Origin of the sequence: Sutcliffiella tianshenii, from assembly GCF_016908565.1 — a bacterium.
Classification (GTDB): Bacteria; Bacillota; Bacilli; order Bacillales; family Bacillaceae_I; genus Sutcliffiella_A; species Sutcliffiella_A tianshenii.
This window is the reverse complement of record NZ_JAFBED010000002.1, coordinates 260,926-283,372: the sequence shown is the minus strand read 5'-3', so window position 1 is coordinate 283,372 and position 22,447 is coordinate 260,926. Positions and strand designations below refer to the sequence as shown.

At 41.8% G+C, this 22,447-nt stretch carries 24 protein-coding genes; 13 read left to right on the top strand and 11 right to left on the bottom strand.

The window, feature by feature from the left end; genetic code table 11:
- Positions 1 to 81 precede the first annotated feature (81 nt).
- A complete protein-coding gene (locus JOC95_RS04950) occupies positions 82 to 351 on the top strand; it encodes a DUF1292 domain-containing protein (protein ID WP_204414033.1) in 270 nt (89 codons plus the stop codon).
- A 145-nt stretch (positions 352 to 496) separates the two neighbouring features.
- A complete protein-coding gene (locus tag JOC95_RS04945; RefSeq protein ID WP_204414032.1) occupies positions 497 to 1,891 on the top strand; it encodes an L-cystine transporter in 1,395 nt (464 codons plus the stop codon).
- Positions 1,892 to 2,125: 234 nt separating this feature from the next.
- On the opposite strand, the gene JOC95_RS04940 is transcribed toward JOC95_RS04945, so the two are convergent.
- On the bottom strand, positions 2,126 to 3,472 hold the full coding sequence (locus JOC95_RS04940) for a glucoamylase family protein (protein ID WP_239582709.1): 1,347 nt from the start codon (positions 3,470 to 3,472) through the stop codon (positions 2,126 to 2,128).
- Between the two features lie 263 nt (positions 3,473 to 3,735).
- Here JOC95_RS04940 and JOC95_RS04935 point away from each other — a divergent pair, with 263 nt between their 5' ends.
- From JOC95_RS04935 to trhO, 3 genes are all read left to right on the top strand, one after another.
- A complete protein-coding gene (locus JOC95_RS04935) occupies positions 3,736 to 4,782 on the top strand; it encodes an ATP synthase beta subunit C-terminal domain-containing protein (RefSeq protein ID WP_204414030.1) in 1,047 nt (348 codons plus the stop codon).
- A gap of 248 nt (positions 4,783 to 5,030) precedes the next feature.
- Entirely contained in the window at positions 5,031 to 5,777 is a 747-nt protein-coding gene (locus JOC95_RS04930; RefSeq protein WP_204414029.1) for an alpha/beta hydrolase, read from the top strand.
- Positions 5,778 to 5,936: 159 nt separating this feature from the next.
- The gene (gene trhO / locus JOC95_RS04925) at positions 5,937 to 6,899 is read left to right on the top strand and encodes an oxygen-dependent tRNA uridine(34) hydroxylase TrhO (RefSeq protein ID WP_204414019.1); all 963 of its coding nucleotides are present in this window, start codon (positions 5,937 to 5,939) and stop codon (positions 6,897 to 6,899) included.
- 37 nt (positions 6,900 to 6,936) lie between these two features.
- On the opposite strand, the gene JOC95_RS04920 is transcribed toward trhO, so the two are convergent.
- Entirely contained in the window at positions 6,937 to 7,131 is a 195-nt protein-coding gene (locus JOC95_RS04920; protein ID WP_204414017.1) for a hypothetical protein, read from the bottom strand.
- 172 nt (positions 7,132 to 7,303) lie between these two features.
- On the opposite strand from JOC95_RS04920, the gene fumC reads away from it, so the two are divergent.
- Entirely contained in the window at positions 7,304 to 8,704 is a 1,401-nt protein-coding gene (gene fumC, locus JOC95_RS04915; RefSeq protein WP_204414015.1) for a class II fumarate hydratase, read from the top strand.
- 66 nt (positions 8,705 to 8,770) lie between these two features.
- On the opposite strand, the gene JOC95_RS04910 is transcribed toward fumC, so the two are convergent.
- On the bottom strand, positions 8,771 to 9,097 hold the full coding sequence (locus JOC95_RS04910) for a hypothetical protein (RefSeq protein WP_204414013.1): 327 nt from the start codon (positions 9,095 to 9,097) through the stop codon (positions 8,771 to 8,773).
- A gap of 175 nt (positions 9,098 to 9,272) precedes the next feature.
- On the opposite strand from JOC95_RS04910, the gene JOC95_RS04905 reads away from it, so the two are divergent.
- From JOC95_RS04905 to JOC95_RS04890, 4 genes are all read left to right on the top strand, one after another.
- The gene (locus JOC95_RS04905; RefSeq protein ID WP_204414011.1) at positions 9,273 to 9,935 is read left to right on the top strand and encodes a sigma-70 family RNA polymerase sigma factor; all 663 of its coding nucleotides are present in this window, start codon (positions 9,273 to 9,275) and stop codon (positions 9,933 to 9,935) included.
- A 20-nt stretch (positions 9,936 to 9,955) separates the two neighbouring features.
- The gene (clpP, locus tag JOC95_RS04900) at positions 9,956 to 10,531 is read left to right on the top strand and encodes an ATP-dependent Clp endopeptidase proteolytic subunit ClpP (protein WP_204414009.1); all 576 of its coding nucleotides are present in this window, start codon (positions 9,956 to 9,958) and stop codon (positions 10,529 to 10,531) included.
- A 124-nt stretch (positions 10,532 to 10,655) separates the two neighbouring features.
- Positions 10,656 to 11,132, top strand: a complete 477-nt coding sequence (locus JOC95_RS04895) for a GyrI-like domain-containing protein (protein ID WP_204414007.1) — start codon at positions 10,656 to 10,658, stop codon at positions 11,130 to 11,132.
- 27 nt (positions 11,133 to 11,159) lie between these two features.
- Entirely contained in the window at positions 11,160 to 11,681 is a 522-nt protein-coding gene (locus tag JOC95_RS04890; RefSeq protein WP_204414005.1) for a cupin domain-containing protein, read from the top strand.
- Between the two features lie 66 nt (positions 11,682 to 11,747).
- On the opposite strand, the gene JOC95_RS04885 is transcribed toward JOC95_RS04890, so the two are convergent.
- Both JOC95_RS04885 and JOC95_RS04880 read right to left on the bottom strand, forming a co-directional pair.
- Positions 11,748 to 12,383 (bottom strand): cupin domain-containing protein, encoded by a 636-nt coding sequence (locus JOC95_RS04885; protein ID WP_204414003.1) that lies wholly within the window; start codon positions 12,381 to 12,383, stop codon positions 11,748 to 11,750.
- Between the two features lie 92 nt (positions 12,384 to 12,475).
- Positions 12,476 to 12,946, bottom strand: coding sequence for a nucleoside deaminase (locus tag JOC95_RS04880; protein WP_204414001.1), 471 nt, complete (start codon positions 12,944 to 12,946; stop codon positions 12,476 to 12,478).
- Positions 12,947 to 13,189: 243 nt separating this feature from the next.
- On the opposite strand from JOC95_RS04880, the gene JOC95_RS04875 reads away from it, so the two are divergent.
- Both JOC95_RS04875 and JOC95_RS04870 read left to right on the top strand, forming a co-directional pair.
- Positions 13,190 to 14,167 (top strand): LAGLIDADG family homing endonuclease, encoded by a 978-nt coding sequence (locus JOC95_RS04875; RefSeq protein WP_204414000.1) that lies wholly within the window; start codon positions 13,190 to 13,192, stop codon positions 14,165 to 14,167.
- A 484-nt stretch (positions 14,168 to 14,651) separates the two neighbouring features.
- Positions 14,652 to 14,852: a hypothetical protein gene (locus JOC95_RS04870; protein WP_204413998.1), complete on the top strand. Its 201-nt coding sequence runs from the start codon at positions 14,652 to 14,654 to the stop codon at positions 14,850 to 14,852.
- Between the two features lie 118 nt (positions 14,853 to 14,970).
- On the opposite strand, the gene parC is transcribed toward JOC95_RS04870, so the two are convergent.
- The 3 genes from parC to JOC95_RS04855 all read right to left on the bottom strand — a co-directional run bounded on the left by parC (position 14,971) and on the right by JOC95_RS04855 (position 20,034).
- On the bottom strand, positions 14,971 to 17,403 hold the full coding sequence (gene parC, locus JOC95_RS04865) for a DNA topoisomerase IV subunit A (protein ID WP_204413996.1): 2,433 nt from the start codon (positions 17,401 to 17,403) through the stop codon (positions 14,971 to 14,973).
- 3 nt (positions 17,404 to 17,406) lie between these two features.
- Positions 17,407 to 19,371 carry a DNA topoisomerase IV subunit B gene (gene parE, locus JOC95_RS04860; protein WP_419096223.1) on the bottom strand — a complete coding sequence of 655 codons (1,965 nt, stop codon included), beginning with the start codon at positions 19,369 to 19,371 and terminating at the stop codon, positions 17,407 to 17,409.
- Between the two features lie 249 nt (positions 19,372 to 19,620).
- Positions 19,621 to 20,034 carry a CoA-binding protein gene (locus JOC95_RS04855; RefSeq protein WP_204413994.1) on the bottom strand — a complete coding sequence of 138 codons (414 nt, stop codon included), beginning with the start codon at positions 20,032 to 20,034 and terminating at the stop codon, positions 19,621 to 19,623.
- Between the two features lie 182 nt (positions 20,035 to 20,216).
- Here JOC95_RS04855 and plsY point away from each other — a divergent pair, with 182 nt between their 5' ends.
- Positions 20,217 to 20,825 carry a glycerol-3-phosphate 1-O-acyltransferase PlsY gene (plsY, locus tag JOC95_RS04850; RefSeq protein WP_204413992.1) on the top strand — a complete coding sequence of 203 codons (609 nt, stop codon included), beginning with the start codon at positions 20,217 to 20,219 and terminating at the stop codon, positions 20,823 to 20,825.
- Positions 20,826 to 20,867: 42 nt separating this feature from the next.
- Here plsY and JOC95_RS04845 read toward each other — a convergent pair whose 3' ends face one another.
- From JOC95_RS04845 to JOC95_RS04835, 3 genes are read right to left on the bottom strand one after another with little or no spacing between them, the layout of a single operon-like run.
- The gene (locus tag JOC95_RS04845) at positions 20,868 to 21,344 is read right to left on the bottom strand and encodes an 8-oxo-dGTP diphosphatase (RefSeq protein WP_204413984.1); all 477 of its coding nucleotides are present in this window, start codon (positions 21,342 to 21,344) and stop codon (positions 20,868 to 20,870) included.
- 17 nt (positions 21,345 to 21,361) lie between these two features.
- Positions 21,362 to 21,766 carry a VOC family protein gene (locus JOC95_RS04840; protein WP_204413982.1) on the bottom strand — a complete coding sequence of 135 codons (405 nt, stop codon included), beginning with the start codon at positions 21,764 to 21,766 and terminating at the stop codon, positions 21,362 to 21,364.
- Positions 21,767 to 21,780: 14 nt separating this feature from the next.
- A complete protein-coding gene (locus tag JOC95_RS04835; protein ID WP_204413975.1) occupies positions 21,781 to 22,353 on the bottom strand; it encodes a nucleotidyltransferase family protein in 573 nt (190 codons plus the stop codon).
- Between the last annotated feature and the right edge of the window lie 94 nt (positions 22,354 to 22,447).

The following is a 22,447-nucleotide window of genomic DNA, read 5'->3' as shown; positions in this document are numbered from 1 at the left end:
GAGAAGGTATATTAATTTTCGTAAAAGGGAAGATAGGATAATAGTGAATTCAATCGATAGAGTTGGAAGGGAGATATAAAAATGGATAAAGTGGAAGTAGGAGATATTTTCATCGTTCAGGATGAAAATGACCAAGATCAGGAACTTGAAGTATTAGGTACAATGGATGTGGAGGGATCCACATACGTAGCGGTCGGATTTGTGGAAGAAATCGAAAAACAAACCACTGGTGACGTAGACATCTTTTTCTTAAAGGTTGAAGAGGATGGCGAACTATCCGAAATTGAATCCGACGAAGAATTTGAGAAAGTTTCCTCAGCATTCGAGGGAGTAGTAGAAGAAGACAAATAATAAAAAAGAAAGCAGGACTAGCACCTGACAAGGCGCCTGTCCTGCTTTCTTTTTTTATGGAGTAAGGCATGTTCATTGAATAAGCCCATATGATGTAGAGAAGCGTCAACGCTTCAGTCTTGCAGAAAAAGGGAGGAAAGACAGCATGGATATTTTTTTACTCGTCCTTAATATTTTCCTTTTACTCTTACTGTGTTTTGGGCTGTACAAGATGCAAAAGAATGGAGTCTCCTTTGCCAAGCGCGTGTTTGCAGGCTTAGGCATAGGGATTGTATTCGGTCTGGGATTGCAATACGCATATGGAGCTGATTCGGAGGTGCTCGCCGGTTCCATCGATTGGTTCAATATCGTCGGTTCAGGCTATGTGAAGTTTCTTCAGGTGATTGTCATGCCGCTTGTATTCATCAGCATCATCGCGGCGTTTACACGCCTGACGCTAAAAAGCAATATCGGAAAAGTGAGTGCTCTTATCATAGGTATATTACTTGGTACGACTGCGATTGCTGCAGCAGTAGGAATCGGGACGACTGTCCTCTTTGATCTAGAGGCAATTAAAATAGAAAAAGGGGATGCAGAAACAGCCAGGGGGGAACAGCTGGAATCACGTGCTGGTGACCTTGCTTCCAAAACATTCCCGCAACAGATGCTGGAGTTATTGCCTGCAAATGTATTCCTTGACTTTACTGGAGCGCGTTCCACCTCGACCATTGCTGTCGTCATATTTGCAGCATTTATAGGCATCGCCTACCTGGGGGTTCGCAGGAAGAACGCCGAACAGGCTGAATCTTTTGCCAAGCTGGTCGATACGTTCTATACGATTATCATGCGTGTGGTGACATTGATCCTTCGTCTGACACCTTATGGAATTCTGGCCATCATGACCCGTGTGACCGCTACCAGCGACTACGGTGCGATCGCCAAGCTCGGGGAGTTTGTCGCCGCTTCATATGTTGCACTGCTTATCGTCTTTGGAATCCACCTGCTGCTTTTGATGTTTGCAGGATTGAATCCATTAACCTATGTGAAAAAAGCATTTCCAGTCCTTTCCTTCGCATTCACATCAAGAACGAGTGCAGGTACCTTGCCTCTGAATATTAAAGCGCAAACGAAGGAACTGGGAGTTTCGGATGGCGTGGCCAACTTTGCAGGCTCTTTTGGATTATCGATCGGTCAGAATGGATGTGCGGGCGTTTATCCTGCAATGTTGGCTGTGATGATCGCACCGACTGTCGGTATCAACCCTCTTGATCCATCGTTCTTATTCATGCTGATATTAGTCGTGGCCATCAGCTCCTTCGGTGTTGCTGGAGTAGGAGGAGGGGCGACATTCGCAGCCATCCTTGTACTATCTGCCATGGATTTGCCGATAGCTCTGGCAGGCTTGCTGATTTCCGTTGAACCGTTGATTGATATGGGACGTACTGCACTGAACGTTAGTGGAAGTATGACAGCAGGATTGTTGACCGGGAAAGCAACAGGAAACCTCGATACCAGTGTATACAATCGTCCACCATCCACTGATTTTGAAGCGGATGCTTGATTGAGATGAAGGGAAGCGGCAGATTTCTCTGCCGCTTTTTATTTTTGTGTATTATGTACAAAAAATCAACAATTATAAACTTATGTTCATGGCACTGGAACAAAAGTGCATCAACAACTGAAAGTAATTTCATTTTAGTTGAAAATAATTTCACCATTGTTGATCCGAGTTTCTAGCCAAAAAGAAAAAGCCCTGGAAGGTCCAAGGCATTTAGTATGAATTAATTATGTTGCATTACTGTATATTGAAATTCTCCTTCTCCAATAAATGCTCAGGTTTTTTCCCGATCGGATCCTTGTGGAAGTTTTCACGAATGACCCCATCACGTAGGTAGTTGGCAATGGAGACTAATATCATTCCTTGATCCAAGGAAAGATAAGAGTGTGCCACTTCTTTTGATTTAAGATTGACTGAATCATAGAACCCATAATCCTCGCCAAAAGCCTCAAGTTCCTTCAACGCTTGGATATTGGCAAGAGCCTCTTCCGGTGCATGTTCGAGCGCCAGGAAGGTCGCGTGTGGGGTGACAGTCGCTTTATCCGCATAACCTTCCGTACCGAGTACCGGAACTCCAAACTCCCCATAATTATTCCGTATGCCAGCGGGTGAAAATCCCCATGCGCTGTACTCATTTTTTTCTGCAAAACGGATCTGCCCCTCAACATGATGCTTATTGTTTAATCCAAGAGCATTTTTACCCAATTCATTTTCCTTTAAGACAAGGCTCGGCATCAGCGCTTCAAACATGCTGCCTCCCCAGCTTGGAACATATTTGATTCCTTCATATTCATAATAACCTTGATATAGTTCTATTCCATCATACGTTTCCATCTTTCCATTTGGCCGTTGCTGTTGCCAGTCAAACTCTGGAGGGAATGCACGAAATAGCTTCCACCAATGTTCTTCTGGAACATCACCTTTTCCGATTGCCAAATAGCTGGCGACTCGGGGCTCCGTATAGAGCAGTCCGTAATGATGGGAGGTGACACTATTCTTCTCGACATCATAGCCTCCATATAGATGTCCCACTTCTGGGTCGTAGAGGTAGGAATAATCCATAGCCGAAACTAACGGATCTGTCATTCCTTTCAAGTTTTCGAAATATTGGCCGGTTACGATAAGTCCGGCAGTAAGCCAGCCATTATCGACACTTGAGATGAACTGACCCCAATCCTTCTTCAGGGAGCCGTCCTTCGTGTAATACCAGTTATAATAGAGCCCATTCCATTTTTCCATTTCCTCCAAGGTATGAAGGGTGGTTTCTACTTTCTTCTCTGCATCCTTTTTTGAAATCAAGTCAAGCTCGACAGCTGACGCCATTCCCATCAAATACATGGCAATATTGGTAGGGGAGGTGTGCTCAGCCTTCACCTCATTTGGCTCGAAATCTACCCGGTCCATCGTCAGGCCCGTGGATGGGTCAGTATAATCCTCGAAAAATTGAAACGTTTTCCCTGCAGTGACCAATAACTCTTGATCAATTTCTCCATCTGCTTTCAAACCCGCCTTGTTATTTAATAGAGATAGAACTATAGCTACAAGGACAATTAAAGATATTGCTGAAATTGCGTATTTTTTCAACCGACATTCTCCTTTCCAATATATATCGAAGACCCCATTCCGAGTGAAACGTTTCGATTTTTTCATGTGTAAGGGCATTCATTTCTGTAAATATAACCTTTTTATAAAATCCTTACAATACTTTCGAACCAGAAATTCAGGATTTATCATACAAAACTCGCTATATACAATTAGAGTAAAAAAAATTTCGCTTTAGCGTAATTTTATAGTTGCGCTATGAAGAAAGATATATTACTGTTAAAAGTAAGGAAGGGGTGTAAAATTTGGAAAATATAAGATTAAATGTTTCCTTACTAAGAAGGCGTGTCCCTAATTTAACGAGTGTTGCCAAATCCGTCGGTTTACGTCCGGCAACAGTATCAAATCTTTGCACAGGAAAAATTCCGGTAGGAAGAGCGGAGGTCCGCACTTTGGTTGCTCTTGCTGATTTGGCAGGCTGCAGTTTGGATGATTTGATTATCAGAGGGGAGAAGGTAGAAATGATCGAAACAAAAATTAAAGTTGTGGATTTATTTGCTCCGTTAACAAAAGGCGGCACCAATGGATTGGTGGCTCGTCCCGGGATGGGGCAACTCGTATTACTTGCTGAATTATTCCATCGCTTAAAGAAAGATGGCTTCACGACCATGCTATTGAATTCGGAAGGAAATCATCCAGAAGTTAACGACATCAGCAATGAGATAGATATTATTACAAACTCCATTGAAGAAAGCTATGAAAAATCGCTGGCACTTGGAAATTCTAAAGATATTGCCTTTGCAGCAGACAGAAGTCACGTCCTCTCCGGCAAGATTCAGGAACTACAGGAGAAGCTTGACAACGTAGGCATCCATTCTGTTACCACGTTTTTGGTGGACTTAAGTGGAGAGGTTGTGGATGAAGACCTTCCATTCGGTCCACTTGAAACACTCTGGCAGTTTGATGCGGACCTGGCAGCAAGACATAAATTCCCGGCAATCAATCCCGTCTATTCCACATCCTCTGTCCTTGAAGGAGCTCATTTGGACCAGCAGCATCTAAGCATCCAACAGCGTGCACAAAAGTTATTGCGCCGCTACAGGGAATTACGGTCCTTGGTAAATGTGAGGGGTACTGACCGACTACCAGAATCCGAGCTTTTAACTTTCCAAAGGGGAGTAAGACTGGAAGCGTATTTGACTCAGCCATTTTATGTCGCGGAGCAGTTCTCCGGTAAAAAAGGAGAGTCTGTTAGCCTTTCTGACACCCTTGAGGATGTCAGAAAGATTCTGGACGGATCCTTTGATACAGTACAGGTTGATTCTCTAAGTTATATTGGTTCATTAAGATAACATTGTATGGGAAGACTTCGGTATTTGCACCGGGGTCTTTTTTCTTTTTTGAATCTAGCAGACAAATTCTGCATCCACTTTGCCCTGATGATGGTTGCGAAGGTTGACCATTTTAAGTTGGGTGCTATTCAATCTTTTTAATTTTGCCAAACAAGCGATTGTCTTAGAAGTCCGTAAATGTTAGCTAGGCACCAAACCTCATGTAGGTTACAATATGGATAATATTCAGAAATAAAAGGGTGACTATTTTGCAAAAATCAATTGAAATTGATCATAAGGGACAGATATTGAGGGGAATGCAGCACATTCCTATTGGGAACAAACTCCCTGCCGTCATTCTCTTCCATGGTTTTACGGGTACAAAGCTTGAGCCACACAGATTTTTCTTGAAAATATCCCGCGCACTAGAGACGATGGGAATCGCTTCTTTTCGCTTTGACTTTTTGGGAAGCGGGGAAAGTGACGGGAATTTTGAAGAGATGACTGTACTCAGCGAGGTCAGTGAAGCAAAGGCGATCTTGGAGAGTGTTCAATCCCATCCATCAGTCGATAAGAACAATATCATTGTTCTAGGTTTCAGTATGGGCGGATTGGTTGCAAGCCTATTGGCCGGGGACCATTCAGCAGAAATAAAAAAGCTTATATTACTAGCCCCCGCCGGGACATTACCAGAGATCATCGAAAAGCAGATGGGCTTTGCCACTTTTATAGAAGAGCTCAACGCCTATGACCTCGGAGGCAATTTATTAGGAAAGGAATTCGTGACGGAACTTAAAAGCTTGGAGGTATGGGAAAAGGCAGCACGATATACAAATGACGTGTTGTTGATCCACGGAACGAACGATCAGGCTGTACATGTAAAGGTTTCATCACTTTATCAGCAAAACTGCTATCCCAATGCAACCCTTAAACATATAGAAGGAGCTGATCATACGTTCAACTCCTACAAGTGGGAGAAGGAAGTAATTGAAGCAATCTGTAACTTCTGCGGTTGAAAAATGAAAAAAAGACTCCGGCACGCGCAGGAGTCTTTTTTTGTATAAAATAGAAAGGTTGCATCTATGGAACTAAATTTGCTATAGTAATATGTTGTATGTTCTTTACAGAAACATACAAAGGATAAATATACTCATAAAAGGTATTGGTGATAAAAAATGAATCAAGATTATAGAGTGCTTTTATATTACAAATATGTAGATATCGAAAACGCGGAAGAATTTACCCAGGAGCATCTGGCTTTTTGCAAGGAGCTTGGATTGAAAGGGCGGATATTGATCGCAACAGAAGGGATCAACGGAACCGTTTCAGGAACTGTTGAACAAACGGATGCCTATATTGCCCATATGAATGCGAATCCTCTTTTTGCAGACATGATCTACAAGATAGATGAGGCAGAAGGGCATGCTTTCAAAAAAATGAAAGTCCGCTTCCGCCCAGAGCTTGTTACATTGCGTCTTGAAAATGACGTGGATCCGAACAAGACGACCGGGAAGCATCTTAAGCCGAAAGAATTCTTCGAGGCGATGCAACAGGAGAATACCGTGGTCATCGATGCACGTAATGACTATGAATTCGACCTTGGTCATTTCAGGGGATCAGTAAGACCTGATATCAACACATTCAAGGAATTGCCTCAATGGATCAAGGAAAACAAAGAGAAGTTTGAAGGCAAGAAGATTTTAACCTATTGTACAGGTGGAGTCCGTTGCGAAAAATTCTCAGGCTGGTTATTGGATGAAGGCTTTGAGGATGTATCCCAGCTTGATGGCGGGATTGTCACTTACGGAAAAGACCCGGAGGTACAAGGGGAATTATGGGACGGTCAATGCTATGTGTTCGACGATCGCATCAGTGTTACAGTCAACCAAAAAGAGCATGTGATAGTCGGAAGAGACCATTTTTCAGGAGAGCCATGTGAGCGTTATGTGAACTGCGCCAACCCTGAATGCAATAAAAAGATCCTAAGCTCCGAAGTAAATGAACATCGTTATCTACGAAGCTGCTCAAGCGAATGCAGAGAACATCCAAGGAACCGCTATATAGCAGAACATGGTCTCTCTGAGGAAGAAGTATCTGAAAGACTTGAAGCTATACGTGAAGAAGCGCAAGTGAACTAAGCCAAAAACACCCCGTTACAAGCCGTAACGGGGTGTTTCAGTTTGCTGAGGAAGATGTCTGATGCAATCTCCTCCATATGATTGCAGCGGCCAATAAAAACAGCCCAACGCTCACTCCAATCAGTTGATCTAATAATAACTCTCCATTTTTAATATAACGGAATAAAAACACGCCCCCAAAAATCCCTATAATCATGTAAGAAAGACGAATCAAATAGCTGTTCAATTCCATTGCCAAGCCTCCTGAGCCCAATATTTAGGTAATTTCATTATATCACAAATATTATAGTTTATTCTTAATTTTCCTTTAATTGCATGTACCCCTAAAGTTTAAGTTTTGGATAGTTACATTGTAGGAATAGAATAATAAATAATAGAAAAAATCATGGGAAGGAAAGGTGAATATGGACTTCAGGATAGAAAAGGATACCATGGGAGAAATAAAGGTCCCAAAAGACAAGCTATGGAGTGCCCAGACACAGAGAAGCCTGGAGAACTTCAAAATAGGAACTGAACGGATGCCTATAGAAGTCATTCAAGCTTTTTCCCTATTAAAAAAAGGGGCCGCCGTGTCCAATTATAAGCTTGGAAAACTACCGCTCGAAAAAGCAGAAGCAATAACTGTCGCCTGTGAAGAGATTTACAACGGCAAGTGGGATGACCATTTCCCGCTGGTTGTATGGCAAACAGGGAGCGGTACCCAATCGAACATGAATGTGAACGAGGTCATCGCAACACGGGGGAATCAGATCCTTAAAGAAAGAGGGGTGGATTTCACGCTTCATCCGAATGATGATGTGAATATGTCGCAAAGCTCCAACGACACATTTCCTACTGCATTGCATATTGCAGGGGTCCTTGCAATAGAAGACAAGCTGATGCCTGCTTTATTGAAATTGGAGCGCACACTGCATCAAAAAGCGGAAGAATTTCAGGATGTTATTAAAATTGGCCGCACACATCTCCAGGATGCCACTCCATTGACATTGGGACAAGAGATCAGCGGTTGGCATCATATGCTAGAAAAATGTGAAAACATGGTGAAGGAAAGCAGCGAATATATGAAGGAGCTCGCAATCGGCGGCACGGCAGTAGGGACGGGATTGAATGCCCATCCTGATTTTGGGGATATGGCAGCTAAAGAGATAAGCCTATATACAGGCAGGGATTTCAGATCAGCATCAAATAAATTCCATGCTTTGACAAGTCATGATCAGATCGTCCATGTTCATGGTGCTTTGAAGGCATTGGCAGCGGATTTGATGAAGATCGCCAATGATGTCAGGTGGCTCGCAAGTGGTCCAAGGAGCGGAATTGCAGAAATATTCATTCCTGAAAATGAACCTGGAAGCTCCATCATGCCTGGGAAGGTCAACCCAACCCAAAGTGAGGCACTTACAATGGTTGCAGCCCAGGTGATGGGCAATGATGTGACAATCGGTATCGCAGCAAGCCAAGGCAACTTTGAACTGAATGTCTATAAACCCGTCATCATCTATAACTTACTTCAATCCATCAGGCTATTGGCAGATTCCATGATTAGTTTTCATGATAAATGTGTCGTGGGGATAGAACCTAATCATATTAAAATCAAAGAGAACCTTGAAAATTCCCTTATGCTCGTAACGGCGCTGAATCCACTCATCGGATACGAGAATGCAGCTAAAATTGCAAAGCTTGCATATCATGAAGGTATCACCCTCAAGGAAGCCGCTGTGAAGACTGGACTGTTGACTGAGGAGGAGTTTGATATGAAAGTAGATCCTGCCAACATGATCGGTAACAAAAAGGAGATAGAGGGCTAATAACAGGAGAGGTGGGAGGGGAGGTAAAAAAATAAAGTCCCTGGCTGTCAGGGACTTTATTCACCTTCATTTTGCTACAAGGTCATCTTCACTTACTTTTTCAATTTTCTCTACAAACATCTGGAACACTTTTCTTTTCTCATCGAGTTCCCTCATGTATTGTTTCAGTTCGTTGAATTTCTCCTCGTATGGCCTATGATAGGTATTTTTTATATTGTTGATGATTTCGTCATTGATGGTAGATTGAATGACCTGTTTGGTGATACTGAATTTGATGGAATAAAGCCTAAGATCGCACTTTACCTTTTCATATTCATCGTCGATCTCTTTCTTTTGCAAAAGTATTTCTTCTTTCCATTCCATTAAGGATTCCTTCACATATGATGCCTCCATTTAAAGTACCTCCTTTAGCTTCAATCGTAGTATGTAATGAAAATGTATGTATCAATAGAATATTAACATTCAGGTTCGATTTTATGGGGGTAGATCAAATTATTTTCATCACCCGTATCTTTGCAGGCCCCCTATACGTTTAAAAGATGAGTGGTGTAAAAGGAGTGAGTAATGGATGGATAAAGTCGAAACAAAGCTAATAGAACAATACAATTCCCTTCAAAGGTACTGTCACTATTTGACGCGGAACCGTTGGGATGCCGATGATCTTGCACAGGAGACATTTGCGAAGGTAATGGCAAACTATAAAGAATCTCCGGCAATCAGTAGAAGGCTGATCGAGAAAATAGCCTTCAATCATTGGATGGATATCAGGAGGAAAAGGAATAGGGAGGACTTGTCTGAAACGATGCCAGATCTATCAGATGCAAAGGCTTCAACAAACGAAAACTCCTTCATCATCCATGACTTCCTGCTGAAACAGCTGACTCCAAAACAAGCGGTCATCTTCTTTCTAAAAGAAGTATTCCATTATCAGAACCAAGAAATCGGGGATTACCTCCATTTGACCGAGGGAGCGGTCAAGGCAATTATCCACCGCTATAGAAATCGATTAAATAAGGAAAAAAACGGTGTAGAAAAGCCATTGATTGACTGCATCTGGTTAGAAGATGAGGCAAAAGAAATGGCTAGGCTTATGGAAGAAAGCATCCAAACTGCCGATCCATCCATTTTGATAAGACTATTGCCTTCTTTTAAGACCTTGAAGACCGCCGTTACTACTTCCCGCTCCGGTTTTACACACACTCCTTCGTGCACATTAACATGTGCAGCATAATAAACAAGGAGGAATCAATAATGAATATGATACCGTATGTCATCGAACACTCGAATAGAGGGGAAAGGTCCTATGATATATATTCCAGGCTGTTGAAAGATCGCATTATCATGATTGGGGATGAAATAACTGATCAGTTGGCAAACAGTGTAGTGGCCCAGTTGCTTTTTCTTGCAGCAGACGATCCGGAAAAAGATATCTCGATCTATATCAATACCCCGGGTGGCTCCACCACTGCAGGCTTTGCCATCCTGGACACCATGAACTATATCAAACCCGATGTACGGACGATCTGCATTGGAATGGCTGCATCATTTGGGGCACTTTTACTGATGGCCGGAAAGAAGGGGAAGCGGCTGGCACTGCCTAATAGTGAAATCATGATTCATCAGCCATTGGGTGGAGCAAGGGGGCAGGCTACGGAAATCGAAATCTCGGCCAGAAGGATTCTTAAGCTAAGAGAAGATATCAATCAGATGATTTCAGATTTGACCGGGCAGCCTGTAGAGAAAGTGGCAAAAGATACAGATCGTGATAATTTCATGACAGCATCAGAAGCAAAAATGTATGGAATAGTGGATGAAGTCATAAATTGATGAACAATAATTAAAATCCGGGGTGAATGTAGCTGCCCCGGATTATTTATATTCTGAAAAATAGCAGGTTATTGCTGGTTTTTGGCGAATATTGTATTTTAACAGTAATAAAGGGGGAGATATAGTGAACGAAGTTGTCTATAATGAAAATGGCATCAAAGACTTGGGTGAATTGAAGTTGGTTGGCTTTAGAGTCCTGTGTCCAGCCGACAAATACATATATGAAATACCTCGGGCTACAAAAAAGCTTTCTGACAGACTGGGAGAAATCAAACATGTACTATATCCCCATTTGTTGAACGGCGCATTTGTGGTGGACGCATCATCTGATGAAGAGGATGGCTACTGGATCGGCGTGGAAGTGGAGGAGTTTGAAGATATCCCCTCAGATATGGTAACCCTGACCATCCCTTCCCAAAGCTATGCCAGCACCACCTATAGAGGACCAAACTATGACATAAAAAAAGCGTACCGGGAATTACATGCGTGGATGGAACAGCAAGGCCTGGAGCGCAACGTAGCGGGTTGGCACCTGGAGGTCTTCCACGAGTGGGAGGATACAGATAATATCGGAGTTGAATTGCTGGACACCCTACATTGATGACCTTATAACGAAAGGAATCCTGACATGCATATCGATACACTTGATTATTGGGTAGAGAACCTTGAACTAGAGCCACATCCGGAGGGGGGCTATTATAAGCAGACCTTCACATCATATGAGAGTATTACTGATCGAGAGCTGAGCACTGATTTTAATGGCAAGCGTTCACTTTATTCCAGTATTTACTTTCTATTGACTGATAAAAATGTTTCCCATTTTCACCGCCTTAAATCTGACGAGCTGTGGTATTTTCATGGCGGGAGCTCACTTTCAGTCCATGTGATCCATGAAACAGGGGAGTACAAGGAATATAAGCTTGGATTGGACTTGGAAAAAGGGGAGACTCCTCAAGTTTTAGTACCAAAAAACGCAATTTTCGGTTCATCTGTTGCCGAAGAGGATTCCTGTTCCTTGGTTGGCTGCATGGTTTCTCCGGGCTTTGTTTTTGAAGACTTCGAAATGTTTACTCAAGCTGAATTGCTTAAGATATATCCCCAACACAAAGAGATAATCAGAAAAATGGCATACGAGGTACTACCTGAATAATTCATATTAAAAAGGACTCCGGTTATTGCTGGAGTCCTTTTTAATATGGGAAAATGATTCCCGTATTTACCATCGAATAGGATAGAAATTATTGTATGGGTATTGGTATTGATATTGATATAAATAGGAATGAGGATAAGCAAAAGCAAGATTCATATTCCGGTCACGACGATTACAGTCATTGCTAGGACCGATAAAGGTGGAAGGTTGAATTGGAGCTATTGCCTTTTTCCATTGGTTCTCATCCAGACAATACGAATTTGCCATAATATTTGGTGGTGTTAAGGCTAAAATATCTGATCCCAGAATTACTTCTGGCGTTGGTGCATTGAATATCGCCAGTAAATGAGTATCGTCTACTGTCGCAATTTCATAGTGCCACCAGCCTTGAGGGATATTGACCACCTGACCAGGGGCAACCTTGTAGTTTAAGATGACCTTTGTAAATGGGTTCAACAACGATATAACGGCTGAACCAGATATACAGTACACGAGCTCCGCAGCATTTTGATGATAGTGAGGCTCGATGATATTATCTTTGCTGAGAAAAATATCAAGCAGGGAGACATTATCCAGTGTATTTAACTGTTCCACGCCAAGAACATTTATATAATTTTTACTGTTTTTCTTAAAAGAGTTGCTTTTATTCACATCGGAAAAAAATTGGACGGAAGGGGAGGTATAATCCATAGTTGTTCCCATAATTGTTCATTCCTTTGAAGTAAATTTGGGTCAACTTTAAATTATGCAATTCCTCCTAACTTGTGCCAGTACTTATATCCAACCACATGATCTCAATATTCTATTTTTATACTTGCATCTCTCCACAAGGTGAATGGATTTTCTTCGGTCTCCAGCTTCACATGATAGAAAGGGATCTTTTTATCCGTTCTATCTACTCGAAGCTCCTCATAAATGAAGGCATCATCAAACCCAGCAGCTTTTGCATCATGCTTAGAACCTGCATAAAAGACCTCCTTGATCCTGGCCCAATAAATCGCACCAAAGCACATCGGACAGGGTTCGCAGCTTGTGTATAGGATACAATCCTTCAATTGGAAATCTTTTAGATTCTGACAGGCATCCCTTATGGCCTGAACCTCGGCATGGGCTGTGGGGTCCAGCTGTCCAGTGACCCGATTGACACCACGTCCGATAACTTTTCCATCCTTTACAATGATTGCACCAAAAGGGCCACCAGTACCCGTTTTCACGTTCTCGTTTGCTAGGTTTACAGCTTCCAACAGGAAGGTTTGATGGTTCATTGCAACACCTCCAATATAGTAGGAGTATATTAGAGGGGTTTCTGGAATAGAAGATGTGTTTGTTTGGAGATAAATCTATCCACATAATTCGATGAGGGACTTTGGCTAAGCTGAGGTTCTTTTTTAATGGGCAAGAAGGAAAATGAACAATTTTAAATGCTGAAAGTGCTATTATTTGCACAAGAGAACAAATGTTCGTATAATTGTATTGTAGTACTAAATACCTAAAAAGGAGAGTGGATTATGAATTCTAAACGTAGCAATCGTTCCAAACTCACTTTAGAAGTATCAGAAATCATCCAATTATATAAGGATGGTCAAAGTACGACGGAAATAGCAGAGAAAGCCAATGTTTCGAGTAGATATATAAGACATTTACTAAATGATAACAGCGTTGAGATGAGATCACGAGGTTCTTGGAAGAGAAAGTACCATTTAAACGAAGATTACTTTAAAACCTGGTCGGATAATATGGCGTATATTCTAGGATTCATCCTTGCAGATGGCAACATTAATGGCAACACTCAGAGTGTTACCATCTCACAAAAGCATAAAGAAATACTTGAAGATATCAAACAGGAATTACAATCTGATCAACCGATTATGGAAACGAAGAGAGGGCTCTTTCTGTTTCATATCAACAGCAGCATTATCAGGCATGATTTGATAAACCTACATGGGTTAACCCCTAATAAATCACTGACGGTGGAATTTCCGGAAGTTCCTGAAAAGTATTTGCATCACTTTGTAAGAGGTTATTTTGATGGAGACGGGAGTATTAATTATCCAAAGTATACAGTTACTTTTGTTGGAGGGTCTGTTGCATTTATGAATTCTTTACAAAAAGAATTATACAAAGTTGAATTAACTTCTAGAATTACGGAGAAAAATAATCATTACAGACTGTTTATTTCTGGTAGAAAATCAATAAAATTATTTGCTAATTGGATTTATAAAGATAGTGATTTATATCTGAAGCGAAAATTTTTAGAATTTGAAAGAGAACATCTTCCACTTGAAAAGCTCAAAGATAGAGAAAAGCGAACTAAAAGTGCAGTGAAAGCAAGAAAATTCAATTTCCTTCAAGAGTATAAAAGGACAAGGAGTATACTGCAATCAAGTGTAATTGCCGGAATTAAAGTAAGTACTTATACAAATTGGCTAAAGAATGATATTGAATTCAAGGAAGAATTTAATAAGATTGAAAATAAGGGTGAATAGTCATCCTTATTATTTTTTCTACGGGTTAACATAATATAAATTATCGGTAATTGAATTAAAAATACAAATCCTGTATCAATAACTAAGTATACTCTGGATAGTGAGACGAAACGGATGATTTTTTTGATTTATGAGTTGCTATTTTTTTTTACGTAGTTTTACGTCTAAAAGTTCTCGAATCATATAAACCATTTCAAAGCCTTAATTTCTGGATCTGCCAAAGAAATTTGCTGCAACTTTCTCACTAGTTATTATCAATTTCCTATGTATTGCACATTCTTGTTTTATAACAATTAAGGTCATTCTACTCACACCTCTTTCAGAATCATCCTATAAGTTTACATAACACAATTATGTTAAATTCCATATGTAGTTCCGTCATTTTTAATGATTTTCACTATCCCTTACACTCATCCAACATAATTTCCGGACAACCGTTAATACTACTTAAATAATGATACTTCCAAAAAAGGAGGTTTTCCGTATGAAGAAGAGACATATTTTCATGATTGTAATCCCGATCCTTGTAGGTAATGTGATCAGCAATTGGTTTTTTCTCTCCCATAAAAAAGAGGCTGATGTAAAAAGCGCGCTTTTCAGCGGGGTTGTGTTAACTATATTAGGTGTGGTGTATTCCACCTTCCAGACATTGTTTATTGTAAGAAGCAGATCTAAGAGCAACTGACGTGATTCTCCTCTGCTCTTCCCTTCTCTTGAACGTATCAACATTGAACAAGTATCAAAAAAAGCAGTGTACAGAATCCCTCTGTTCACTGCTTTTTTAGTTTTATCTTCTTTTCTGCCTATTTTGCTTCTTCAGGTTCGACAATCCACATTTCCGATACATCTCCAGCTTCTTGCTGATCGATGATGAATGAGCCGTTTGAGTAACGGTCATTGTTCCGGTAGTTTGCAGATTCCAATACTTCCAATGTTCCTTTTTCCGTCTGGATATAGACAAGACTGTTCGATTGGACAATATCTACCGCTGCAATCAAGTGTGGGTTGTTTTTCACCTCGCGCAGCATGACCAAGCCACGTTTCGCACGAGATCCTTTATCAAATTCGGTAATCTTCAGCTTTTTCACTGCGCCTCGATGAGTTGCGATGAATAACAGAACCTTTGTTTCTTTTTCAAAAACCAATCCATTAATGACATAGTCGGCATCCTTAAGATTGATTCCTTTAACCCCTGCCGCACGGGCGCCGACAATATTGATTTCTTCCTCGTTAAACCAGAGTCCATAACCATTTCTTGTTGCAAGGAAGATATCCTGAGTGCCATCTGTAATATGAACATTGACGAGTTGGTCATCCCCTTTAAGGTTGACCGCCAACAACGGTTTGGAGTATCTTTGTGCCTTATATTGAGAAAGCTCGGTCTTTTTGACCATCCCATTCCTCGTGACGAACAACAGGAATTTTGCCTCATCAAAGCTGCTGACAGGTATTGCCTTCAATATGAATTCATCCTTGTCAATACTTATGATATTGGCCACATGCTGCCCCATGTCCTTCCAGCGGATATCCGGGAGCTCATGGACAGGCAAGTATAGATAATTCCCTTTATTGGTAAACAACAGCAGTGTATCTGTTGTATTGATGTCGAGTTTAGCAATGACTCTGTCCGTTTCCTTCATGCCGAAATCCTGGCCATTGGAAGCTGAATAGGAGCGAAGACTTGTCCGTTTTACATATCCATCCTTCGTCACCGTTACAATGACGTCCTCGGATGGAATCATGACTTCCAAATTGATCTTGATTTCTTCGATTTCCTGTTCAATCTTGGACTTTCTGTCATTTGTGTAAAGTTTTTTCACACGCTTCAGATCCGTTTTGATAACAGAAAACAGCTTTTTTTCACTGGATAGAATGGCTTCCAGTTCCGCTACCTTCTTTGCCAGCTCGTCTGCTTCCTGTTGAAGTGCTGTGATATCTGTATTCGTTAAACGATATAACTGCAAGGAAACAATCGCTTCAGCTTGCGGTTCTGTAAATGTGAATTTGGCAATCAAATTGTCTTTTGCATCCCGCTTATCCTTGGAAGCACGGATGGTTGCAATAACCTCGTCCAAAATTGAAAGTGCCTTCATGAGACCTTCTACAACATGCTGGCGCTCCTTCGCCTTTTCCAGCTCAAAGCGTGAACGATTGGATATTACCTCTTTCTGATGCGCAATATAGGCATCGAGGAAGTGAGGCAATCCCATCAGGGTCGGCCTTTTATTATAGATTGCAACCATATTGAAGTTGAATGTTATCTGCAGGTCGGTATTCTTATAGAGATAATGAAGAATTCCGTTTGCATCCGCTTCTTTCTTCAACTCAATTACGACCCGGAGCCCTGTTCTGTCCGTTTCATCGCGAACTTCGGAGATACCGTCCACTTTTTTATCATAGCGGAGTTCATCGATCTTTTTCACAAGATTTGCCTTATTCACTTCATAAGGGACTTCAGTGATCACGATTTGCTGCTTTCCACCACGAACATCCTCCACTTCCGCTTTTCCACGGACGATGATCTTCCCTTTTCCCGTTTCATATGCTTTTTTGATCCCTTCCACACCTTGGATGATGCCCCCAGTCGGGAAATCAGGCCCTTTGACTGCAGTCATCAGCTCCTCAACGGTTGTGTTCGGATTATCGATGCGCATGATTGTTGCATCGATTACTTCTCCTAAGTGATGAGGTGGGATATCGGTAGCATAACCTGCTGAGATACCCGTAGATCCGTTCACAAGAAGGTTCGGATACATAGCCGGCAATACAGTTGGTTCTTTGCTTGTATCATCAAAGTTCGGGATAAATTCAACCGTCTGCTTATCCAAGTCCCTTAACAGCTCTGATGCAATCGGGGATAATCTTGCCTCGGTATAACGCATCGCAGCCGGAGGATCTCCGTCGATGCTACCGTTATTACCGTGCATTTCAATCAGCATGTTCCGCACTTTCCAGTCCTGGCTCATACGTACCATCGCATCATAAACGGATGAGTCTCCATGAGGATGGTAGTTACCGATTACATTACCAACTGTCTTGGCAGATTTACGGAAAGGTTTATCTGCCACATTTCCTTCGTGATACATCGCATAAAGAATACGGCGTTGTACCGGCTTTAATCCATCACGTGCATCAGGCAATGCACGCTCTTGGATAATGTATTTACTATAACGTCCAAATCGGTCGCCTAATACTTCCTCTAGGGGTAAGTCATGAAATTTCTCTGTCTGTGTCATCTGTTATACCTCCTCAGCGACCAATAAATTATCATTTTCCAGGATATTCGGGTCTTCCTCAAGCCCGAATGCCACATTGCTTTCAATCCATTTTCGTCGTGGCTCGACTTTATCCCCCATCAGGGTGGTCACACGGCGTTCCGCTCTCGCTGCATCGTCAATGCGCACTCGAATAAGCGTACGCGTCTCAGGGTTCATCGTTGTTTCCCATAACTGGTCTGCATTCATTTCCCCAAGACCTTTATAACGCTGAATCACATATCCTCGGCCAATTTTCTGAATGGCACCCTGCAATTCTTCGTCCGACCATGCATATTCAAGCACCTCTTTTTTTCCGGTACCTTTACTGACCTTATATAGCGGTGGCAATGCGATGAACACTTTACCCGCTTCGATAAGTGGTTTCATATAACGGTAGAAGAACGTCAACAGAAGCACCTGGATATGAGCACCGTCCGTGTCGGCATCGGTCATGATGACGACTTTATCGTAATTGATATCAGCAACCGAGAAATCAGGTCCGACTCCACCGCCAATAGCATGGATGATCGTATTGATCTCTTCATTTTTGAAAATATCGGCAAGCTTCGCCTTTTCTGTATTGATTACTTTTCCTCGTAATGGCAGCACTGCCTGGAATCGACGATCACGGCCCTGTTTTGCCGAACCGCCTGCAGAGTCACCCTCTACCAGGTAGATCTCATTCTTTTGCGGATTGCGAGATTGAGCTGGCGTGAGCTTCCCGCTGAGCATCGCATCGGAGCGTTTGCGTTTCTTTCCGCTCCTTGCATCCTCACGTGCTTTTCTAGCCGCTTCACGTGCCTGATAAGCTTTGATAGATTTCTTTACAAGCATCGAGCTCGTATCAGGATTTTCCTCTAAAAAGTATGCCAGATGCTCAGAAACGATGGAGTCTACCGCTGAACGTGCTTCACTTGTTCCGAGCTTCCCTTTTGTTTGACCTTCGAACTGCAAAAGCTCCTCAGGAATGCGGACTGAAATGATTGCTGATAATCCCTCACGGATATCAGATCCATCAAGGTTTTTATCCTTTTCCTTCAGAAGACTCACTTTTCTCGCATATTCGTTGAAAATTCTTGTCATTGCGGTTTTTGCACCGGATTCATGCGTTCCACCGTCTTTTGTCCGTACATTATTGACAAAAGAAAGGATCGTTTCTGAGTAGCCGTCATTGAATTGAAATGCAAAATCCACTTCGATTCCGTTTTGAGAACCTTCAAAGGACACCACGTTATGTAGCGCATCCTTCTCTTCATTCAAATAAGTCACAAAGGCTTCGATTCCGCTCTCATAATGAAATACTTCCTTGACGCCATTTCGCTCATCATTTATCTCGATCTTTAATCCCTTCAGCAGGAACGCAGATTCTCTCAAGCGTTCACATAAGGTTTCAAAATTATAGGTTGTTGTGCTGAAGATGGTAGTATCAGGCTTGAAGTGAATCGTTGTACCTGTCTGTTTCGTCGTACCGATCTTCTCTAGTGTCGTTACTGGCTTTCCACCATTTTCAAAGCGTTGCTCATAAATAAAACCATCACGTTTGATCGTTACAGTCAGCCATTCGGATAGGGCGTTAACAACAGACGCACCTACTCCATGTAGACCGCCACTTGTTTTGTAGCCGCCTTGGCCGAATTTTCCACCTGCATGTAATACCGTTAAAATGACTTCTGGGGTAGGTTTTCCCATCTTATGCATTCCGGTAGGCATACCACGGCCTTTATCCTTCACGCTAATACTGTTGTCTTTATGTATGTTCACAATGATATGATCCCCGAATCCGCCTAACGCTTCATCGACAGAGTTATCCAGGATCTCATAAACAAGATGATGAAGGCCCCTGGCGTCCGTGCTGCCGATATACATCCCGGGACGTTTACGGACTGCCTCCAGACCTTCTAATACCTGTATCGCATCATCATTGTATTCAATCGTATTCTTTGCCACCAAAAACATACCCCTTTCAACTGCTACTGCCACTATCTCTATATGTATAGATGTTGCGTATATATTAATATTTATCCAATTTGCCGTTTCCCAACAAACAAATATTCGTTTATATATTAACATACATTTTAATGTTGTCTATGTTCTATTGTATAGAGTTCTTCGACTTTCGCCAATAACCTTTGGCGAATATTGTCATAAAAAGAATAAAAATCCTTGCTTCATGGAAGAAAACAAGGATGAAAAGCACTATTTTGTTAAAGCATGCTCCACTTTGATACAACGATCCATGATCACGGTATAACCCTTGTCCTTTAACAGATTGTATGCCTTTTCGTCTTCGAGCCCCAGCTGCGCCCAATAGATATCTGCATCGATTTCCAGAAACTCCTTCGCAACGTCATAGAGATGTTCACTGCGGCGGAAAACATTCACGATATCCACATGGCCCTCAATCTCCTTCAGTGAAGAGACGGCTTTCACCCCTAATACTTCCTCTACTATCGGATTAACAGGAATGATCTCATAACCTGCATCCTGCATAGCTTTGGAAACCATATAGGATGTTCTTTGCGGATTATCCGACAGGCCAACTACGGCAATTCGTTTGCTTTTCTTTAAGATTTTGCCGATTTCCTCGCGACTTGGATAAGCTAGACTCATTATTTTTAACCCCTTTCATATTGGTACATGTGTTTGGTATACCCCTAAATTCTTTGTTTTAACACCCGGTTACAGCCTCTCCCACCTCTACTTTATTCTGCATAACTTGCAAGAAACCCTTTGCTTCTATTGAAATTTGGCATATATTAAAGAGAGGAATACTACATAAAGGAGTTAATAGAATGATTGAAATTATTATCCTTATACTTGCTTATCTATTAGGCTCCATCCCTTTTGCCCTTGTTGTCGGTAAAATAGGCTATGGGATCGATATAAGAGAGCATGGCAGCGGGAATCTGGGTGGAACCAATACATTCCGTACTTTAGGAGTAAAGGCTGGTATGATCGTTACCATCTGTGACATTCTGAAAGGCACACTTGCTGCATCACTGCCATTCCTTTTTGCTGCCGAAATCCATCCACTCATAGCAGGACTTTGTGCCGTAGTCGGCCATGTCTATCCTGTGTTCGCAAAGTTCCGTGGAGGCAAAGCTGTTGCAACATCTGGCGGGGTATTACTATTTGTCAGTCCAATCATGTTTGGCATCATGCTGTTTTGTTTCTTTTTATTCTTGTTTCTTACCAAGTATGTATCGTTATCATCCATACTCACAGCAATCGTCACAACGGCTTACAGCATCATTTTCGGCGACATTCCATTGATTATTGCTGTATCTCTCCTAGCGGCCTTTGTCATATTCAAACACCGGACAAATATCAGCAGGATAATCAATAAAACGGAGCCAAAGATCACTTGGCTGAGCCTGAAAAAGAAAAACCCGACAAACTGATAGGATTAGAGTCAAAAAGCTCAGAGAATATCTGGGCTTTTTTTATAGTTTTTTTATAGTTTCCTTTAAGGTCACTTTTTCTTCCTCATCCCACACAGAGTAGATTTCAAAAGTTCCCTCCTGGAAAAATAGAGGAAATCTCCTTTTGAACCAAGATTGCATCGGAAGCTCCATTGCTTCATGAATGGGGATCCAATGAAGTGTTCCTTCAGGGGGATCCTGTAAAAGGCTCCCTTCAAAGGTACTGGTTAGGTAGTTGAACACCATATACCTGTAGTTCTTTTTCACATCCACAAATTCATCAAGTCCTTTGTAGATCAATTCACTGACATGAAGGCCCGTTTCCTCATATACTTCCCGTGCCGCCCCTTCTGTCAGGCTCTCCGGAAAATCCAATTTGCCTCCTGGTGCGATAAAACCAGGAAACCCTTTTTTACTGGGTCTGTTCAGTAGCAAAACCTTTTCCCCATCTTGAACAAGACACATCGTGTAGATGTCCACTTTAATATTGTCTGTCATAGGTTATCCCTTCTTTTTTAATAGCAATTTTGCGGTGCAACCAATTCAACCTTAATTCGATCCGGATCCTCAAAAAATACGGCATAATAATCCTTGCCTCCAGCAAAAGGGTGCTTATCCTGATAAAGGATTGTCACATTCCGCTCTGTTAATGCAAGCGTCAACTCATCCACTTTAGCTCTTGAAGCAGCATGAAAGGCAAGATGATTCAAGCCCACTCTGCTTCGATGATAAGGGACATCCAGAAATCTTTCTTCTGCCTGTACAAAAACGAGATACGTTTCCCCAAGTTTCCAGCTTTGCCCTTTGTCCCATTTTTGATAGACATCATAGCCCAACTCTTCAAGAAGCCAGCCCCAAAATTCTTTCGACCTCTTTAGATCAGAAACAAAGATCTCCACATGATGAATCAAGCCCTGCATACATATCCCTCCTATCACTTATAGATGTGCTCCACCTCGATGTTTGTCCAGATGGATTGCCAACCCTTTTTTAGGATTCTATCTTCAAATATCTTTTTCCGCTCCTCCGTTTTCGTAAAATACTCCGTTGCCCTCAGCTTCAGCTGCAAAACATCCTCTACCCCACATGGAGCGGCAAGGATGACGGAATCAGATTCATCCAATTTCACTCCAAGGGCCGTTGCCGTTTCCGGAAACTTGGACATGGCATCAATGGAGGATGAATATGGTTCGAGATTATTGACCCGATGCATTCGAACTTGATTTTTTACAGACCATGGAATTGTTGGATGGATCCTTGCAAGTTTCGCTTCCAATTCCTTTTCTGCTTCTTCTGAATCCAGGTGAGGATCGAAGTAGATGACATCAATGTCTGGAAGCTCCGTTCTTTCATTGAAACCATGAAGGGTATCCCAGATTTTCGAACGAACAAAGCCTGCACAAATCCACCAATCCGGTAAATCAAGGGTACGTGCCGTTTTCAGTATCTCCATCATCCAGGAATCCTGTTCTATTATTCTTATAATATCCGATTCATTTTTGAGCATATATGCCCTCCTTTACGGGTTGCGAACATATATTCTCATTATAGATCTTAGGTTTCAATAATGAAAGTATATTTTGGAAATATAAAAGGTGATG

Excerpts from the sequence above, each read along its gene's own strand:
- JOC95_RS04950 (WP_204414033.1), top strand. The coding sequence starts at position 82 with ATGGATAAAGTGGAAGTAGGAGATATTTTCATCGTTCAGGATGAAAAT.
- JOC95_RS04945 (WP_204414032.1), top strand. The coding sequence starts at position 497 with ATGGATATTTTTTTACTCGTCCTTAATATTTTCCTTTTACTCTTACTG.
- trhO (WP_204414019.1), top strand. The coding sequence starts at position 5,937 with ATGAATCAAGATTATAGAGTGCTTTTATATTACAAATATGTAGATATC.
- JOC95_RS04920 (WP_204414017.1), bottom strand. The coding sequence starts at position 7,131 with ATGGAATTGAACAGCTATTTGATTCGTCTTTCTTACATGATTATAGGG.
- fumC (WP_204414015.1), top strand. The coding sequence starts at position 7,304 with ATGGACTTCAGGATAGAAAAGGATACCATGGGAGAAATAAAGGTCCCA.
- JOC95_RS04910 (WP_204414013.1), bottom strand. The coding sequence starts at position 9,097 with ATGGAGGCATCATATGTGAAGGAATCCTTAATGGAATGGAAAGAAGAA.
- JOC95_RS04905 (WP_204414011.1), top strand. The coding sequence starts at position 9,273 with ATGGATAAAGTCGAAACAAAGCTAATAGAACAATACAATTCCCTTCAA.
- clpP (WP_204414009.1), top strand. The coding sequence starts at position 9,956 with ATGAATATGATACCGTATGTCATCGAACACTCGAATAGAGGGGAAAGG.
- JOC95_RS04890 (WP_204414005.1), top strand. The coding sequence starts at position 11,160 with ATGCATATCGATACACTTGATTATTGGGTAGAGAACCTTGAACTAGAG.
- JOC95_RS04885 (WP_204414003.1), bottom strand. The coding sequence starts at position 12,383 with ATGGGAACAACTATGGATTATACCTCCCCTTCCGTCCAATTTTTTTCC.
- JOC95_RS04880 (WP_204414001.1), bottom strand. The coding sequence starts at position 12,946 with ATGAACCATCAAACCTTCCTGTTGGAAGCTGTAAACCTAGCAAACGAG.
- JOC95_RS04875 (WP_204414000.1), top strand. The coding sequence starts at position 13,190 with ATGAATTCTAAACGTAGCAATCGTTCCAAACTCACTTTAGAAGTATCA.
- JOC95_RS04870 (WP_204413998.1), top strand. The coding sequence starts at position 14,652 with ATGAAGAAGAGACATATTTTCATGATTGTAATCCCGATCCTTGTAGGT.
- parC (WP_204413996.1), bottom strand. The coding sequence starts at position 17,403 with ATGACACAGACAGAGAAATTTCATGACTTACCCCTAGAGGAAGTATTA.
- JOC95_RS04855 (WP_204413994.1), bottom strand. The coding sequence starts at position 20,034 with ATGAGTCTAGCTTATCCAAGTCGCGAGGAAATCGGCAAAATCTTAAAG.
- plsY (WP_204413992.1), top strand. The coding sequence starts at position 20,217 with ATGATTGAAATTATTATCCTTATACTTGCTTATCTATTAGGCTCCATC.
- JOC95_RS04845 (WP_204413984.1), bottom strand. The coding sequence starts at position 21,344 with ATGACAGACAATATTAAAGTGGACATCTACACGATGTGTCTTGTTCAA.
- JOC95_RS04840 (WP_204413982.1), bottom strand. The coding sequence starts at position 21,766 with ATGCAGGGCTTGATTCATCATGTGGAGATCTTTGTTTCTGATCTAAAG.
- JOC95_RS04835 (WP_204413975.1), bottom strand. The coding sequence starts at position 22,353 with ATGCTCAAAAATGAATCGGATATTATAAGAATAATAGAACAGGATTCC.